The 15,785-nt window shown below is 54.7% G+C and carries 18 protein-coding genes and 1 tRNA gene; 11 read left to right on the top strand and 8 right to left on the bottom strand.

What is annotated here, in order from left to right:
• Nucleotides 1-804 (bottom strand): DNA integrity scanning protein DisA nucleotide-binding domain protein, encoded by an 804-nt coding sequence (locus NUS69_RS03260; protein ID WP_258084909.1) that lies wholly within the window; start codon nucleotides 802-804, stop codon nucleotides 1-3.
• A 100-nt stretch (nucleotides 805-904) separates the two neighbouring features.
• Between NUS69_RS03260 and NUS69_RS03255 the strand changes: the two genes are divergently transcribed.
• From NUS69_RS03255 to cyaB, 3 genes are read left to right on the top strand one after another with little or no spacing between them, the layout of a single operon-like run.
• On the top strand, nucleotides 905-1,438 hold the full coding sequence (locus NUS69_RS03255; RefSeq protein WP_258084411.1) for a UbiX family flavin prenyltransferase: 534 nt from the start codon (nucleotides 905-907) through the stop codon (nucleotides 1,436-1,438).
• Nucleotide 1,439: 1 nt separating this feature from the next.
• Nucleotides 1,440-1,922 (top strand): Lrp/AsnC family transcriptional regulator, encoded by a 483-nt coding sequence (locus tag NUS69_RS03250; RefSeq protein ID WP_258084410.1) that lies wholly within the window; start codon nucleotides 1,440-1,442, stop codon nucleotides 1,920-1,922.
• Nucleotides 1,923-2,438: a class IV adenylate cyclase gene (cyaB, locus tag NUS69_RS03245; protein WP_258084409.1), complete on the top strand. Its 516-nt coding sequence runs from the start codon at nucleotides 1,923-1,925 to the stop codon at nucleotides 2,436-2,438. It abuts the gene before it with no gap.
• Between the two features lie 3 nt (nucleotides 2,439-2,441).
• Here cyaB and NUS69_RS03240 read toward each other — a convergent pair whose 3' ends face one another.
• Nucleotides 2,442-3,635 (bottom strand): redox-regulated ATPase YchF, encoded by a 1,194-nt coding sequence (locus tag NUS69_RS03240; RefSeq protein WP_258084908.1) that lies wholly within the window; start codon nucleotides 3,633-3,635, stop codon nucleotides 2,442-2,444.
• A gap of 152 nt (nucleotides 3,636-3,787) precedes the next feature.
• On the opposite strand from NUS69_RS03240, the gene corA reads away from it, so the two are divergent.
• Nucleotides 3,788-4,768: a magnesium/cobalt transporter CorA gene (gene corA, locus NUS69_RS03235; protein WP_258084408.1), complete on the top strand. Its 981-nt coding sequence runs from the start codon at nucleotides 3,788-3,790 to the stop codon at nucleotides 4,766-4,768.
• Here corA and cuyB read toward each other — a convergent pair.
• A complete protein-coding gene (cuyB, locus tag NUS69_RS03230) occupies nucleotides 4,765-5,463 on the bottom strand; it encodes a cysteate racemase (protein ID WP_258084407.1) in 699 nt (232 codons plus the stop codon). The two genes, corA and cuyB, sit on opposite strands and share 4 nt — an antisense overlap.
• Before the next feature lie 87 nt (nucleotides 5,464-5,550).
• Between cuyB and NUS69_RS03225 the strand changes: the two genes are divergently transcribed.
• Both NUS69_RS03225 and NUS69_RS03220 read left to right on the top strand, forming a co-directional pair.
• Entirely contained in the window at nucleotides 5,551-5,775 is a 225-nt protein-coding gene (locus tag NUS69_RS03225; RefSeq protein ID WP_258084406.1) for a hypothetical protein, read from the top strand.
• Between the two features lie 4 nt (nucleotides 5,776-5,779).
• On the top strand, nucleotides 5,780-6,070 hold the full coding sequence (locus NUS69_RS03220) for a type II toxin-antitoxin system RelE family toxin (RefSeq protein WP_258084405.1): 291 nt from the start codon (nucleotides 5,780-5,782) through the stop codon (nucleotides 6,068-6,070).
• Here NUS69_RS03220 and NUS69_RS03215 read toward each other — a convergent pair.
• From NUS69_RS03215 to NUS69_RS03205, 3 genes are read right to left on the bottom strand one after another with little or no spacing between them, the layout of a single operon-like run.
• Nucleotides 6,067-6,408 (bottom strand): cupin domain-containing protein, encoded by a 342-nt coding sequence (locus NUS69_RS03215; protein WP_258084404.1) that lies wholly within the window; start codon nucleotides 6,406-6,408, stop codon nucleotides 6,067-6,069. The genes NUS69_RS03220 and NUS69_RS03215 overlap by 4 nt on opposite strands.
• 34 nt (nucleotides 6,409-6,442) lie before the next feature.
• Entirely contained in the window at nucleotides 6,443-6,652 is a 210-nt protein-coding gene (locus NUS69_RS03210; RefSeq protein ID WP_258084403.1) for a hypothetical protein, read from the bottom strand.
• Nucleotides 6,653-6,682: 30 nt separating this feature from the next.
• On the bottom strand, nucleotides 6,683-6,895 hold the full coding sequence (locus tag NUS69_RS03205; protein WP_258084402.1) for a hypothetical protein: 213 nt from the start codon (nucleotides 6,893-6,895) through the stop codon (nucleotides 6,683-6,685).
• A 214-nt stretch (nucleotides 6,896-7,109) separates the two neighbouring features.
• Here NUS69_RS03205 and NUS69_RS03200 point away from each other — a divergent pair, with 214 nt between their 5' ends.
• Together NUS69_RS03200 and NUS69_RS03195 are read left to right on the top strand one after the other, a co-directional pair.
• The gene (locus tag NUS69_RS03200; RefSeq protein WP_258084401.1) at nucleotides 7,110-8,477 is read left to right on the top strand and encodes a TldD/PmbA family protein; all 1,368 of its coding nucleotides are present in this window, start codon (nucleotides 7,110-7,112) and stop codon (nucleotides 8,475-8,477) included.
• A gap of 10 nt (nucleotides 8,478-8,487) precedes the next feature.
• Entirely contained in the window at nucleotides 8,488-9,813 is a 1,326-nt protein-coding gene (locus NUS69_RS03195) for a TldD/PmbA family protein (RefSeq protein WP_258084400.1), read from the top strand.
• Between the two features lie 76 nt (nucleotides 9,814-9,889).
• Here NUS69_RS03195 and trm5b read toward each other — a convergent pair whose 3' ends face one another.
• Entirely contained in the window at nucleotides 9,890-10,885 is a 996-nt protein-coding gene (trm5b, locus tag NUS69_RS03190) for a tRNA (guanine(37)-N1)-methyltransferase Trm5b (protein ID WP_258084399.1), read from the bottom strand.
• 78 nt (nucleotides 10,886-10,963) lie between these two features.
• On the opposite strand from trm5b, the gene NUS69_RS03185 reads away from it, so the two are divergent.
• From NUS69_RS03185 to NUS69_RS03175, 3 genes are all read left to right on the top strand, one after another.
• Nucleotides 10,964-11,041, top strand: a tRNA-Glu gene (locus NUS69_RS03185).
• 318 nt (nucleotides 11,042-11,359) lie between these two features.
• Entirely contained in the window at nucleotides 11,360-12,472 is a 1,113-nt protein-coding gene (gene trm10 / locus NUS69_RS03180) for a tRNA (guanine(9)-/adenine(9)-N1)-methyltransferase (protein WP_258084907.1), read from the top strand.
• Between the two features lie 57 nt (nucleotides 12,473-12,529).
• Nucleotides 12,530-12,931 carry a hypothetical protein gene (locus tag NUS69_RS03175; protein ID WP_258084398.1) on the top strand — a complete coding sequence of 134 codons (402 nt, stop codon included), beginning with the start codon at nucleotides 12,530-12,532 and terminating at the stop codon, nucleotides 12,929-12,931.
• Nucleotides 12,932-12,950: 19 nt separating this feature from the next.
• Here NUS69_RS03175 and NUS69_RS03170 read toward each other — a convergent pair whose 3' ends face one another.
• Nucleotides 12,951-15,623 carry a valine--tRNA ligase gene (locus tag NUS69_RS03170; RefSeq protein WP_258084906.1) on the bottom strand — a complete coding sequence of 891 codons (2,673 nt, stop codon included), beginning with the start codon at nucleotides 15,621-15,623 and terminating at the stop codon, nucleotides 12,951-12,953.
• Nucleotides 15,624-15,785 lie beyond the last annotated feature (162 nt).

Below are 15,785 nucleotides of genomic sequence, written 5' to 3'. Positions count from 1 at the left end.
TCAGTATTTTATTCTTGGGTTGTACTCCAGGAGCATGAGCCCGTTTTTGAATATCCTTATAGTGCCGCTCTCCGAGAGGGTTATAGCTATCGCTTTGGTGAGCCGTGTTATTCCTGCCGCGGCTATGTGCCTGCTCCCAAGGCCAGGGGGAAGCATGAGGTCTATTACCTTCGGCTCGACCTCAAGGTACCGGCCCGCCACCGCTATTCTACCGTCGTCCCGGACAATGAACGCCCCATCCAGCTGGGCGAACTCCTTTATTATCTCCTTGCTGTTCCTGTCGAGAACGTTTACCTTGTGGCCCTTGAAGGGGTTGGGTATGAGCTGATGGGAGTGCCTGAGAACCCGCCTTGTGTCGCCTATGACGAAGATAGTTCCAACCGGAACACCCTCCCTGCCCTCGATGCTCAGTTCTATCGTTATCTCAAGAAGCCTCTGGAGGACGTTCTGGTTCTGGGCGAAGAATCCTCTCATGGCCGATATGCTCTTTTTAACGGTCTTAATCCCGATCAGCTCAGGGGTAACGTAAACGAAGGAGTCACCCTCCCTGAGTATATCGTGCTCAAGGAGAAAAGCGGAGATTAGGTTGAGAACGTTGTTTATGTCGAGGTTCTGTGGAATCGAGACCCTCTTTACCCTCTCACTCTCCACATCAAAAGAAGAACTGACGATTACAACGGTGACGTCCACATCGGGGACGCTCTCAGGTTCAATATCCTCCAGAATAACGAGGGCCTTGCCATCGAGTGCCCTCACGACATCCACGGCGCTCTTTATCAGAACATCGGGAACCTCCTTGCCCATATCCACCAACCATTAACAAAATAACTCCAGCGGGTATAAAAACCTACCGTCCTTAGAAAATGTTAAAACATAACCCGCCGTAGGCTTTTTGGTGTGAGGGATGAGGATAGTCGTCGCAATCACCGGTGCGAGCGGTTCCATCTACGGTCTTCGGCTGGTGCAGGTTCTCAGGGAGCTTGGTCATGAGGTCATCACGATAGCCTCCAGGACGGGCCTCGCCGTCATGAGGCATGAGACAGGGGTAGATTTTCGGCCGGACTACATGGAGGAAGACCTCTTTGCCCCCATTGCTTCAGGCTCGAATCCCTTCGATGCCATGATCGTAGCCCCTTGCTCAATGAAGACGCTCTCCGCGATAGCCAACGGATACGCCGACAACCTGATAGCGAGAACGGCCGACGTGGCACTGAAAGAGCGCAGGAAGCTAATTTTGCTCGTCAGAGAGACGCCGTTGAACTTGATACATCTTCAAAACATGGTAAGGGTTACACAAGCTGGGGGAATAATTATGCCAGCTTCCCCAGGATTTTACACAAAGCCCAAAACTTTGGACGATATGGTAAACTTTATAATTGGAAAAATCTTAGACCTTCTTGGTATTGAGAACGAGATATACCCCCGATGGAGGAGTTAACATGGTTCAGCTCGATGACCTTGATAGGGCTATCCTCCGCATCCTGAAGGAGGACGCTAGATTAACCATCTCAGAAATCGCCGATAGGCTAAACCGGCCTGAATCTACAATCCACTTCAGGATTAAAAAGCTCCAGGAGCGAAACATAATCGATAAATACACCATCGTTCTGGGCGAGAGCCTTCAGCCAAAGAGCCTCGCCATAGTTTACATCCAGGCTGAGACCCCGATAATCGAGGACTTCCTTGAGAGGTACATCCGCCACATAATGAAGACACTCTCACTGCTCCCCAACGTCTTGGCCGTTGCCAGGAGCGGAAAGGACGGGGTAGTGGCTCTCATCGGTGAAGATACTCCCGAAAAGCTCAACCGCTTCGTTGACGAGACGATCAGGGTTCTTCCAACTCTCAAACGGGTCGATGTTTTCATACTGGATGAGTTCAGCAAGGGCGACGGTCTCGTGGGCTTCCTCGTGGGTGTTTAAATGGAGATAGAGGTCAAGTTCCGCGTTGACTTTGAAAGGGTCAAAAGGGCTATAGAATCCATCGGAGCTAGGTTTGTGAGGGAAGAGATACAGGAGGATGTTTACCTCTCCGTTCCCCTCCCCGAACTCCTCAGGGTAAGACGGATAAGCAACCTCAACCGCTCTTTTCTGACGTATAAACGCATAGCAGATCCCGGCAGGAACGAGGAGTTTGACGAGATAGAGGTGGAGGTTTCCGATTTTGAGAAAACCCTTCAGATTCTGAAGCGTCTCGGCTTTAAGGAGGACGTGTGGGTCAGGAAGAGACGCCTGGTGTACCGCCTGGACGGGGTTACCTTTGAACTTAGCGAGGTCGAAGGCCTTGGAGCGTTTCTTGACATTGAGGTCATTTCCGACGACGTGGATGAAGCGAAGCGGAAAATCTGGGAGATGGCGGGGAGAATGGGACTGAGTGAGGACGACGTTGAGCCCAGGCTCTATCAGGAGCTCCTTAAAGAACTTGAGAAAAGGAAATGACGCTCAGCGAGCCGTCGCGACTATCTTGATTATGTCGTTGAACTCCAGCTCGTAGTCGTCCCCGACGCGCCTGTGGGTTCTCGCGTTGACTGCGTAGAGGAAGGTTTTCCCCAGGTCGGTGTGCACCTTGTAGGCCAGATCGCGGGGCGTTGACCCCCTTGGGAGCAGGTGGACGTGGGGCAGAACGTTGCCAAACCCGTCAGTTAGCTTGTGCTCGTCCTCGACCGGGTAAACAGGGACTAGGTTGAGCAGCTCAAATGTTGCCCTGTTTATGACCTCCTGAACACCCGTGGAGCCAAAGCGGTCGAGAACCTTCTCCTTTATCAGCTGAAGGGCCTTCTCCTGCTTGGGGCTCATCGGCTTGAGGATTTTGAAGTCGCTCGAACCGGGGACGTAGTCTATGAAGCCCGCCTTGGCAGCCTTTCTCAGGGTAAGCTCCGCCGCTGCGCTCGTGGGGATGACTATATATCCCCTGCTCCTGCCCTTCCTTATCAGACGCTCTATCTGGGCGTCAGCAGCAGAGTCGGCCTTGTTGGCCGCTATGATAATCGGCTTGTTTATCTTTCTCAGCTCGCGGACGAAGGCGAAGAGGTCCTCATCACTCCACTTTGTCGGGTCGTTGTCTAGGCCGAGCTTGTGGATGGCCTCGAAGGCGTCCTCCTCAGTAACTCCTATTCCAGTCAGCTGGTCGGCTATCGCCTGGGCGAGCTTGAGGTGCTGGAGCTTTATCCTCTTCGCGAACTTCTCCCAGTTCTTCCTGAGAATGCCGTAAATCCAGTAGTCTATCTCCCTCTCAAGGAACTCGATGTCCTCAACGGGGTCGTGGTGGTCGGTGGGCTGTCCTTCGGCGTCGGTCTTTCCGGTGGCGTCAACCACGTGTATCAGAGCGGAGGCCATCCTCAGGTCGTCGAGGAACTTGTTGCCCAGCCCACGTCCCTCATGCGCTCCCGGAACGAGACCGGCAACGTCTATCATCTTTATCGGTATCAGTGCCTTTCCGTCCCTGTATTCGTAGTTCCGAGGGTTCGGCGTGCAGCCAAGTTCCCTGCAGGGATGCTCCGCTATGGCGTAGGTAACACCGACGTTAGCGTTTATCGTTGTGAAGGGATAATTGGCAATCTGGACATCGACAAGGGTTGCCGCCGAGAAGAAAGTTGACTTTCCGACGTTTGGCTTTCCAACGAGGCCTATCTCCATGCTCACCACCGGATTAAATTCGCGGGAGGGTTTTAAGGGGTTGCGGTTTCCGAAAACTATAACTCACCAACCGCCCTATCTCTTTTGGGTGAAGCCCATGGGAATCCCTTCCAACATCGACGGCCCTTCTCGCTGGAGGGTGAGGTGGTAGAATGACCGATGACTCCGATGCCCCCAGAATAACCGTCATCGCCTATTCAAAGGACAGATTCGTCAGCATGAAGGTCTCCAGCGTAGAGGAAGCTCTGAGCGTTGAAGGATACAACGTCATCTGGGTGAACGTTGACACGCCGTCGCTTGTTCCCGAGGTGATGGATGCCCTGGGAATTCACGAGCGCCCGATGAAGAGCCTCAGGCGGGCAAGCTCCCGTGCCAGGGTCTTCGTGTTTCCGGACTACCTCTTCCTTCTTCTCCATCAGGTGTACGAGATAGGGGGTGGGCTGAAGAGGGAGCGGATAGGCCTTCTGCTGAAGGACAACCTGGTGGTGACCGTTCAGGAGAGGCGGGGCGATGTTTTCGACCCGGTCAGGGAAAGCATAAGGGAAGGTGAAGGCCTCCTGCGGGATCGGGGAGCAGATTACCTGCTGTTCGCTCTCCTTGAGGCAATAGTGGAAAACTATGTGCCGATAATCGAGCGCATAAGCTCCAGAATGGAAGAGCTTGAGGCACAGATACTCTCTAGGGGGGACGAAAGCGTTCTCCGAGAGATACACGGCCTCAGAAGGGAAATCCTCTTCATGCGCCGCACGATCTTTCCCCTGCTTGAGGCCTTCAGGAGGCTCCAGCTGGAGGCAAAGGAGTTCTTTGAGCGGGAAACCCGGAGCTGCATCGAAGAGCTCCACGACCACGTCCTTGAGGTTCTGGAGATACTCGAAGGCCAGCGCGAGCTCGCCAACAGCCTCGTCGAGCTTTACTACTCGACCATCCCGATGAAGACCAACGACATAATCAGAATCCTCACCGTGGTCTCAACGATATTCATCCCGCTGACCTTCATAACAGGCCTCTACGGAATGAACTTCCGATACATGCCCGAGCTTTACTGGAGATACGGCTATCCCTTCGTGCTCCTGCTGATGCTCACCATAGCCGTGGGAATGCTCGCCTACTTCAGGAGGAAAGGGTGGATTTAAAGGTCCTCAAGGCCGAGGGCGAGCTTCACCGCCTTCTCGGCTATCACGTCGAGCGGGTCGATCAGGGGCACCTTTAAGTCTCCAGGTCTCAGGGCAACGCTGACCTCGGTGCAGCCGGCTATTATCCCATCAACCCGGGGCTGGAGCCTCTCCGCCACCTCAAGAAGGAGCCCCCTTCCAAGCTCCAGTTTTCCGGCTTTCACGCCATCGTATATCGCCTTCATGACGAGTTCCTGGTCCTTCCCATCGGGGACCGCGATCCCTATTCCCCTCCTGAGAAGGGGACGGTGGTACACTAAGCCCTTTACCGTACCGTCCGTCGCGAGAAGCCCGACCTTCCTGAGACCCATCTCCGCTATCCTCTCGGCGGTCGCTTCCACCATGCTGACGAGGGGAATTCCTATCGCCCTCTGGATGTCGTCGGCGAAGAAATGGGCGGTGTTGCAGGGCATTATTATGAAGTCCGCTCCCCAGCTTTCGAGCTTTTTGGCGCCCTTGATCAGGGCCGGCCTCGGATCCTCCCCGTTCCCCAGAATGAAGGCCGTTCTGTCCGGGATTTTAGGATCGTTGTAGATGATTATCCTTGGATGATCCTGGTCCCTCTTTGCAGGAGTCTTCTCGACTATCCGCCTGAAGAGCTCGGCCGTTGCCAGGGGCCCCATGCCGCCGAGGATGCCGATGGTCCTCTCGGTCATTCGTTTCACCCAATACACCCGATGTTATACAACAGCAGTTCCCAAAGTACTTTTTAAGTTCTCGCATTAATGTCAAACGGTGAGAGGATGGAAACAGATACCGTTAGGGTCCTTCTGCACGACATAAGGGAAATGAGAAAAAAGCTTGATGAAATGGAGAGAGAACTTTTGAGGCTTATAATCGAAAGCGAAGAGCCAGAGATTATAGATGATGAGCTGTATGCGGAGCTCCTCAGGAAGGCCAAAGAACCGAAGAAAAAACCCGAGAAGGGACTAACCTTAGAGGAGGCTCTCCAACAACTGACCGAATGAAGCGGTGGTAGCATGGGGCTATCAGGTCATAATCAGCAAAGATGTAGTTAAAAACGCAAAGAAGTACCTTAAATCTGGACAAAGAAGGAAACCGGCCGAGTTTCTTAAAAGTCTGGAAGAAAATCCATTTCCAAAGCCACCCTTCGATGTGAAGCCAGTTAAAGGAGCTAAGAGGGGAGTGACAAGTACCTATCGCTTCCGGATTGGTGACTACCGTCTTTTCTACACCGTCTTTTGGGACGAGAAAATAATAATAGTGACTGACCTAAGACCGAGGGAGAGGGCTTACCACTAATCAAGCCAAACGGAGTCATCCCCGCGGTAGTTCAGCTTCACCACGAAGAGCCTGAAGGGTTCGTCACGCTCGTTGACCACCCAGTGAACGGTCCTCGGCTTGACGAGGAAGATGTCCCCGGGTTTTGCGAGGTACTCGGTCTCGCCGATGCCGAGCCTTGCCTGGCCGTCAATTATGTAGAACAGCTCGTACTGGTGGAGGTGGTAGTGCTTCTTAACAGTCTGCCCCGGCTTGACCTCGACTATCTGGGCGTAGCTTCCCTCTGGAAGCTCACCCTCGAAGAGCGGGAGCTTTCTATAGGTGCCCCTGTCTATGAGGTTTTTGATTTCGGCCTTCATGAACGTGGATTCGAGCTGGAAGATAAAAAGGTTGCTAGCCTCTTCGGGAAAAACTGAAGGTCAGAAGCCCATCCACCACAATAAGGATCAGGAGAACCAGCAGTGCTGTTTCCCTCTGGCCGTAGAGACAGATGACTGCCGCCGCTGCAAGGTAGCCTGTGAGCCGTTTAAGGAAAGACATAACGGAGGGCGAGTAATTCCTGCGATATGCTTTAATTACGGCCCGGGCGTTATCGGTTCGCATTTGTGGCCCTCCTCACCACAGCATACATAGTTACAGCAGAATCCTGCACATGCCAGCCAGCATGGGACAGACCATGGCCAGGGTATCCAAGTTCTCCTGAACCCTGCCTACCGGCTTTGTAACTGCGAAGGGGTTCACGCAACCTTTTACTTCCGGGTACTTGGGGTAGCTGACCACGTAGGCACCGTAGGCTCCAATCAACAGTAAGACTACAAACATGGCCAGCAGTGCACGCCTCCTCATTGACCCCCCCAACGGGTTTTTGCATTAGAAGATTTTCACCCATCCTATATAACATTTTCGCTCGAAAGAAACTCGAAAAGATATGGTTGTGTTTAATTTACTATATGATAAAGTTATCTTGGCAAAATTTCCTTTCGACCCTCATCGAAAGGCTCAAAAGACTTTTATACCAGACCGGCGATTCATCAATGAACAGATAGAAACGGTGGTGACCATGGAAGCGCTGGAGAAAGCCCTCCGCTGGGGGGAGGAAAACCTGAAAGCGGACTACATAGAGCTCCGCTACGAGAACCTGAGAAAGACGACCCTAGCCCTCAAAGACGGCGTTTTTACCAGTTTTACTGGAAAGCTGAACCGGGGCGTTGCGATAAGGGTCTTGGCCGATGGAGCATGGGGCTTCGCCTCGACAAGTGATTTAAGCAACCTTGAGAGGAAAATTGAGGAGGCCTACAAGCTGGCCAAAGCGGCAGCGGAGACCAAGACGGAAAAGATAGAGCTGGCCGAGATAAAGCCAGTGGAGGACTTCGTGAAGAGCAGGATGAAGGTCAAGCCGGCGGAAGTTGACATAGAGGAGAAGGTCACGCACCTCAGGGAGCTGGAGAGGCTCCTCAAGGAGGACGAGGCCGTCAAGAGCGTCAATGTCCGCTACGAGGACGGCGGTGGACAAAAAATCCTCCTCACCAGTGAGGGAACACGCATAGAGTGGGACTACAACTACCTCTACCAGGGAACCTACGTCACCGGAAAGGCGGACGGAAAGCTGGCCATGGCCAGGGACAGCATAGGTGCGGTGGACTACGGCTGGGAACTCATGACCGAGCACGAGCCCAATGAAAAGGTCACCGAGAGACTCCTCAGAAAGATGCACAGCCAGCTCAAGGGCGTTGCCCCGAAGCGCGGCGAGTTCCCGATTGTGGCCGGCCCGATAGTGGTTGGCATAATAGCGCACGAGGCTTTGGGCCACCTCGCCGAGGCCGACCTGACCATAAACTCGCCCTTCAAGGACCTCATCGGCAAGCAGATTGCTCCCGAATACGTCACGATGAGCGAGCGCTACGTTGAGGGCGGCTTTGGGAACGACCGCTATGATGACGAGGGCGTTCCTGTAAGGGACATCCGCATCATCGAGAACGGAATCCTCAAGCAGATAATGCTCAACCGCGAATACGCCCACAAGTGGAACATGGAGCCGAACGGCCATGCCAGAGCCGAGAGCTACCGCTACCCGCCGATAATCAGGATGAGGAACACGATTTTTGAACCCGGCGACCACTCCTTCGAGGAGCTCATCGAGGACATCAAGTTCGGCTACTACGTCGTTGACTTCCGCGGAGGCCAAGCTCAGCTCAACTCGGCATTCCAGGTTGGCGTGCAGGAGGGCTACGTCATCAGGAACGGCGAAATAGCGGAGCCGATAAGGGACACCTCAATTACCGGTGTTGCCATAGAGGCGCTGAAGAAGATAAGCGCTGTAGGAAAGGACTTCGGCCTTGAGGTCGGATTCTGCGGAAAGGGACAGACGGCCTTCGTCAGCTCAGGAGGCCCGCACATGCGCTTCGACGGAGGAATCCTCATCGGGTGAGGTGGTGAAGATGGAGGAACTAATAAGGTACGGTGAGAAGTTTTTCGACGAGCTGGAGATCGCCGTTTACCGCTCCAAGGACGTCAGCGCAAGCGTCGAGCTGAACGAGATTTCAATGGCCTCCACGAGGAGTGGGGCCGTGACGATAATCCGCGGAATCAAGGACAAGCGCCTCGGTCTGGCGATAGTCGACAGCGACGAGCCGGCCAAGATAAGGGAAGCGATAGAGCAGGCGGCAAAGATGGCAAGGCTCAACAGCCCCGACGAGAAGTGGGTCTCCCTGCCTGAGCCAGGGAAGTACCGTGAGAAACCAAAGCCCAACTACGAGCTGAAGGACGCTTCGCCAGATGAACTCGTTGAAATGCTCGTCCGCGGCATAAAGCTCGCCCGCGAGAAGGACGAGCACGTTGTGGTTGCAGGCGGAGAGGGCGGCGTTTCGTGGGAGGAAAGGCAGGTTGTCAACTCCCACGGGGTAGATGTTTCCCAGGAGGGCGGTGCGGCGTTCCTGTTCCTGGAGCTGGTGGGCAGGAAGGGAGACGTTGTAACGCCCGGCATTTTTGACTTCGACGCGAAGCGCGACTTAAACCTCGACGTTGACGGGGTCGTTGAAAGGGCCGTCCAGAAGGTCAAGTGGGCCTACAACGTCAAGGCCAGCAGGAACGAGGAGGTTCCAATAATCCTCGGCCCGTGGGCGATAGCGGGTCTCTTCAGCTACGCCTTATTCCCTGCCTTCAGCGGTGAGCGTCTGGTTAAGGAAACGACACCGCTGGCAGGAAAGGTAGGGGAGAATATAGCCAGCGACGTGCTCACGATATACGACGACCCGTTCCACGAGCTCTCCATACAGCCCGTTATAGCCGACGGCGAGGGAGTGCCGACGAGGAAGAACGTCCTCATCGAGAACGGAACCTTCAAGGGCTTCGTCTGGGACAACTACTGGGCCAGGATTCACGGCACCGAGAGCACCGGAAACGGAAAGAGGGACCTGAGAACCGGCGGCATAAACATAGGCTTCCACAGCATGGTCATCGAGAACGGGAAGCGCTCGCTGGAGGAGGTCATAGCGGAAATCGAGCACGGCTACTTCGTGGACGGCTTCCAGGGTGCCCACTCAAGCAACCCCGACAACGGGAACTTCGCGGTAACGGCAAACCCTGCCTTCCTCATCGAGGACGGGGAGGTCAAAGGTGCCAGCGTTTTCCTCATAGCGGGCAACGTCTACGAACTGCTGAAGAGCGCCACCGAGGTAACGAAGGAGCAGACCGTAATGCCCTTCATGACCACCATCATAACGCCCTTCATCAAGTTCGAGAACGTGAAGATAGCGGGGAAGTGACTTTCCCTTTTCTAACCTTTTTGGTGTTTTATCGGGAAAACGACTTCTTTTTAAAGCCTGTTCTCTCCGCAAAACGCTACTTCATGACTCTGAAGTCGATCGCTATGTTGAACTGCCTCGGGGCGTAGGGGCGGACTTTCCTCTCCTCCAGGAACTCGACGGTGAAGCCGAGCTCTCTCGCGGTGGATTTAATCTTCGCCTCGTGCTCTGAGAACAGGTCCTCCTCCGGGCCGAAGCCGTAGTAGTGGACAACCCCCCCGTCCCTAACGCTCAGCATGGCCTCCCTCAAAAAGCGGTCGGCAAACTTGGGAAGGTTCATTATCACGCGGTCGGCCTTGAGCCGTCCGGCAACCTTCCGCACGTCCCCGAGGACAGGCACGACGTTGTTAACTTTGTTCAGCCTGATGTTTTCCTCAAGGTAGCGAATTGCCCATGGGTTGATGTCGCAGGCGAAGACGAGCTTTGCTTTCTTAGCTAGAAGCATCGCGTAAGGCCCGACGCCGGCGAACATATCAAATATAACCTCCCCCGGCCGGGTCTTCTCGAAAATCCTCATCCTCTCGGTTGCAAGGCGGGGGGAGAAGTAGACTTTGGCAACGTCGAGCTTCAGCCTTATCCCGTTCTCTCGGTGGAGCGTTTCAGTTCTCCTCTCGCCGGCGAGGTGAACGAGCTCCCTTACACGGTATTCCCCGGAAACCTTGCTCCCCTTGGCGAAGACGGACTTTATGTGCCTGTGAGCCTTCAGGATGGCCTCTCCGATAGCTTTTCCATAGGACATCAGCTCTTCCGGTAGCTCGATTATCGCTATGTCACCGATTACGTCGAAGGAGCTCGGGAGGAGCGGTCTAACCTCGTCCGGAACCTCAACGACCTCGCGGTAGCTGTGAGGCCTTCTCTCAACCCTCTCAAAGTCGGCCTCAACGAGCTCAAAGCCCTCAACTGGCTCTGTGACGGGGAAGAGCACAGACTCACCCTCTCTTCTGACGGCGTATCCTTTCGCCAGGACGCCGAGTTCGATAAGCTTTCTTCTGGCCTTCTCTGCCTCTCGTTTGGGAACTTTGACCGCGAGCATCGGAAGAAAATTGGACGCGGACTTAAAAAGAATTCCCCAACGAAAGATTTTTAAACGCTCGCCCTTCCCTAATATCGAGCCCCGGTGGTGTAGCCCGGTCAAACATGCGGGCCTTTCGAGCCCGCGCCCCGGGTTCAAATCCCGGCCGGGGCACCATAAGAAACTTTGCCTGCACAAAGTTTCATCAAAGTTTGCATGTCACTTCTAAAACCCCTGAGATTTAGGAGGGTTCATCCCTTGAAGAGTTTTGTTGATGGTTTCACTGCAAGAATGACGCCCAAAGAGCGTTAAGAAAAGTTGAAACCCTTTTAGCCAGCCTCGTGGACATGAACCCCTTTGGAACCTTGGAATATTGAAAAGACATGCAAACTGGCTTTGTTCATTTTAACAAAGATTAACTTTTTGATCAAACTTTGCTACGCAAAGTTTGGTGGCAAACTTTTTAAACCTCCGCCCGACCCTCAACCGATGGCCATGAAGACGCTCGCCGACCTTTTCAGGGAAGCGCTGAGGGAGAAGGGGATCGAGAGCTTCGGGGTGCTCTCAAAGCGCTTCAGAAAGTCAAAGAACAAGCTTCAGGACGTGGCAGTGGGGATAATCAACGGAAAGGGGGCAATATTCCGCGTCCCGGAGAAGACGGCCGTTGCGTGGGACCTGAACGGCAACCGCGTCGAGGGCTCCTACTACGCCTATGCCCCCCTGTGCATGAAGGAGAAGTTCGAGCCTGTTCTGACACCCGAAGAGCTCCGTTCAAAGCTCCCTGAGTGGCCCTACTTCATAATCGACCTATACCACTGGGACAAGCACACCCAGAAAGAGAAGGGCAAGGTCTGCCTGCAGGTGAGCCAGAGCTACGGCCTGCTGAGGGACTACTTTACGGGAAAGGAGCTGGCCGTAACGTGGGCGAACGATGAGTTTAAATCCATGTTCCACGGCCCGATTGATAGGATAACCGCCTACGAAGGCCCAACGGCGGAGTTTTTGAGGGAGAGGGGCATTGATGAAGTCGTTCTCCTCGATCCCTGGGCGGAGGAAACCCTGAGCGAGAAAGACTTTAGCGTTAAGGCATTCATAATCGGCGGCATCGTTGACACCGGCGGGAACAAGAAGAAAACCACGCCCCAAATAGGCGAGGAGCTTGAGAACGCCGGAATAAAGGTCCGCAGGAGGAAGATAGTTCTTCGCGGCGACATTGTCGGCGTCCCCGACAGGATAAACCGCATCCTCGGCATAATTCTCAAGATGATGGTGGAAGGGAAGTCCATGGATGAAGCGGTTTACGAGTTCCAGGAGCCACTCCACGCGCGCTGGAGATTGAGAAAGGAACTCCCCAAGCGCGCGATCAGATACAAAGTGAACGGCAAGACCTACAGGGTGGTCGAGAAGGAGCTGTTCCATGAGTACTCCAAGTGGCTCAAAATCCGCTGGGAGGACTTCGTGAAGGTGCTGAGGGAACTCGACCTGATAGCGCTTGAGAGGAAGAGGATACACCACCTCAACAAAATCTCCAACGCGAGGATAATAAACGGGAAAGCCTATCGGGTGATACTCCTGAAGAAGGCCGCGATGCTGTGCTACAACTGTTAGACGGATGAACCAGATGACATTTAAACTTCTTCCGTAATCCAAGCACTGGGGGTTATCATGGGTGTCAGTACCCTTATCCTCTTCAGAAATTACAAGATTGGAACGCGGCAGATCATGGGTGGTTCACCCTGCGATGTGATCCCAAGGGTGTATTCAAGATTCAGAAGGGCCCACTGCCCGGAACAGGCTATTCTCGACATTATAAAGGAAAACGGAAACGCCGTGTTTGGTGAAGGCAAAAACAAGATGTTCACGGGATACGACTTTGTGTATAACGTCTGGTACACCGGGAAAACCCTTTTCATCGAGAACGAGGACCTTCTTGAGGATGACATGATTCAGGGGGTCGTCGATGAGCTGGAAAGGGAATTCGGAGAGGTTCGGGTCGAAGTCGTAAAAGAACGAGATGCCACCCTTTTTGAAATCCACTTGGAGTCCAGAAAACAGAAAGGAAGATGAGCAAAAAGAAAACTTGGAATCAGAAGAACACCACAACGGCGTCTCCCACTACGGCCGTTTCAACCTCTTCGCCCTCGCTGAACACCGCCTTCCTGAGCACAATGTCCTCTTTGCCCAGCTCGACCCTCTGGCCTTCGACCTCAAACTCAACCTTTCCGGTCTCCTTGAGGGCCCTTGCAACTTCTTCCGCGTTCTCCTTGAGGTAGGTGGTGATCTTCGGCACGAGCTTGCCGTAGCGCGGGCCAACCGTCCTAAAGTTGGGCTTTATCTCGGTGATGCGTTCCTCAAGTTCCGGCTCGCCCTGGATTATCTCCAGCCTCTCGATGTTCATGGTTCCGGCGATGTCCTTCTCTATGGCCTTCAGGGCTTCGTAGGAATCGGTGGCGTAGATGGCCACGTGTTTGAGCTTGGCGTTCAGTGCCAGGCCGTGGCTGTTCTTGTAGCGCCTCATGGCGCCGACTATCTCGCGGGCGAGCTCTCCGAGCTTCTCAGCCTCCTCGCTTATCCTGCCCTCGTCGTACTTCGGCCACTCAAGGAGGTGCACACTCTTAGCACCGACGTGGCCCTTGAACATCTCCTGGTAGAGCTCCTCGGTTATGTGCGGGGCCAGCGGGGCGAGGAGGAGCATGACGTTGTAGAGCAGCTCGTAGAGTGCCGCTTTCGCCTTCAGCTTGCTCTCCTCGTCGTCGCCGTAGAGGCGGTACTTGATCATCTCGATATAGTCGTCGGCCACCTCGTGCCAGACGAAGGTCATCAGCTCCCTCGTGAGCAGGTTGAAGCGGTAGCGCTCCATCTCCTCGGTGGCGAACTTGATAACGCGATGCAGCCTTGAGAGTATCCAGCGATCGAGTGGCTCAAGCTCCTCTGGAGCTTCCTTCGGGTCGAAATCGCTCAGGTGTCTCTCGGCAAAGCGGTAGATGTTCCAGACCTTCTGGAGGAAGCGGTAGTTGTAATCAACGGTCTCCCACTTGAAGGGGTGATCCTCTCCGGGCGGTGCTAAGGCAGTCCAGAGGCGGAGCGCATCGGCGCCGTACTTCGGTATGACCTCGTCAGGTGCTACGACGTTGCCGTAGCTCTTGCTCATCTTCCTGCCGTCCGGGCCGGCCACCATTCCGTTAATGAGAACGTCCTTCCAGGGCTTCTGGCCGGTGAGGACGTGGGTTCTGAATATCGTGTAGAATGCCCACGTTCTGATGATGTCCGTTCCCTGCGGCCTGAGAGCGGTCGGGAAGTTGTGCTCGAACCAGCGCTTGGCCTCCTCGTCGCCCTTGATGGCCTCGTGCCACCGGGTTATGATGAGCGGGGTTATGCTGGAGTCTATCCAGCAGTCGAGGACATCAGTAACGGGCTCAAGCTCGGCACCGCAGACCGGGCACTTCTCCACGGGCGGCTTGTCGAAGCGCGGGTCAACCGGAAGGTCTTCTTCCCTAGCCGGAACAACGTGGCCGTTCTTGCAGACCCAGAACGGGAGCGTCGTTCCAAAGACCCTCTGCCTGCTTATGACCCAGTCCCAGTCCATGCTCTCGGCCCAGTCCTTCAGGCGGAGGAACATATCCTCTGGGTACCAGTTTATCTCCTTAGCCACCTTCACTATCTCGTCCGTGAAGTCCTTCACCTTGATGAACCACTGGGTCTTGGGGAGCAGCTCGATGGGTGCCATACAGGAGCTCCTCTCGGTGTGCCTCAGCACGCGGTGGTGGACCTTCTGCTTCTTATAGAGCAGGCCCATCTTTTCGAGGTCCTCAGCTATTCTCTCGCGCACCTCCTCCGTCTTAAGCCCGGCGTAGGGGCCGGCGTTCTCGTTCATCGTGCCGTCTTCGTTGATCGCTATGATAACCGGCAGGTTGTAGCGCTTCTGCCAGACGACGTCCTGCTCGTCGCCGTAGGTACAGTTGTAGACCGCACCGGTTCCGAACTCGGGGTCAACGTCCTCATCGGCTATGACCGGCACCTCACGCTCGAATATCGGGAGCTTCACCTTCTTGCCCACGACGTCCTTATACCTCTCATCGTCCGGGTGGACAAAGACAGCAACACAGGCCGGCATCAGCTCGGGCCTCGTGGTGGCTATGGGCACGTAGCCGGAACCGTCAGCGAGCGGGAGCTTGATGTAGTAGAGATAGCCGTCCTCCTCGACGTAGCCGACTTCAGCCTTAGCCAGACTCGTCCTGCATCTTGGACACCAGTAGACCGGGTGCTTGTCGCGGTAGAGCATGCCCTTCTCGTAGAACTCAAGGAGGGACTTCTGCACGGCAGCCTTGTACCAGTCGTCCATCGTGTGGTACTCCAGGTCCCAGTCGGCCGAGTAGCCTATCCTTATGAACTGGTTTCTCATCGCCTCGATGGCCTGCCAGGTCCACTCAACGCACTTCTGGAGGAACTTCTCCGGCTGATCCTTGCTTATTCCGAACTCCTTCTCGACCTTCAGCTCGGTCGGGAGACCGTGGTTGTCAAAGCCCTGGGGAAAGAGCACGTTGTAGCCGGTCATCCTCTTGTAGCGCGCGATTATGTCGATCCAGGTGTGGCTGAGCACGTGACCAAGGTGGAGCGTTCCGCTCGTGAACGGGGGCGGAGTGTCTATCGCGTAGCTCGGCCTCTTCTCGTCGAGCTCGTACTTGTAGATTTTCTCATCCAGCCAGAACTTCTGCCACTTCGGCTCAATCTCGTTCGGGTCGTAGGTCTTAGGGAGCATGGACATCACCCTTTCGGTTTTTTGAAGATGGGTTACCCTCAGAACAGGCTTTTAAAAATCTTAGCAACGCCGGTGGTGCCGGAGTAAAGGCTAACCGAGAAGCGCGGAACGCGTGAAATTCATGGGTCGAAATCGGCGTTACGGTGGACGATAGGCACCACC

This window comes from Thermococcus thermotolerans (genome assembly GCF_024707485.1).
GTDB lineage: Archaea > Methanobacteriota_B > Thermococci > Thermococcales > Thermococcaceae > Thermococcus > Thermococcus thermotolerans.
This window is presented reverse-complemented; position numbering and strand designations above follow the sequence as displayed.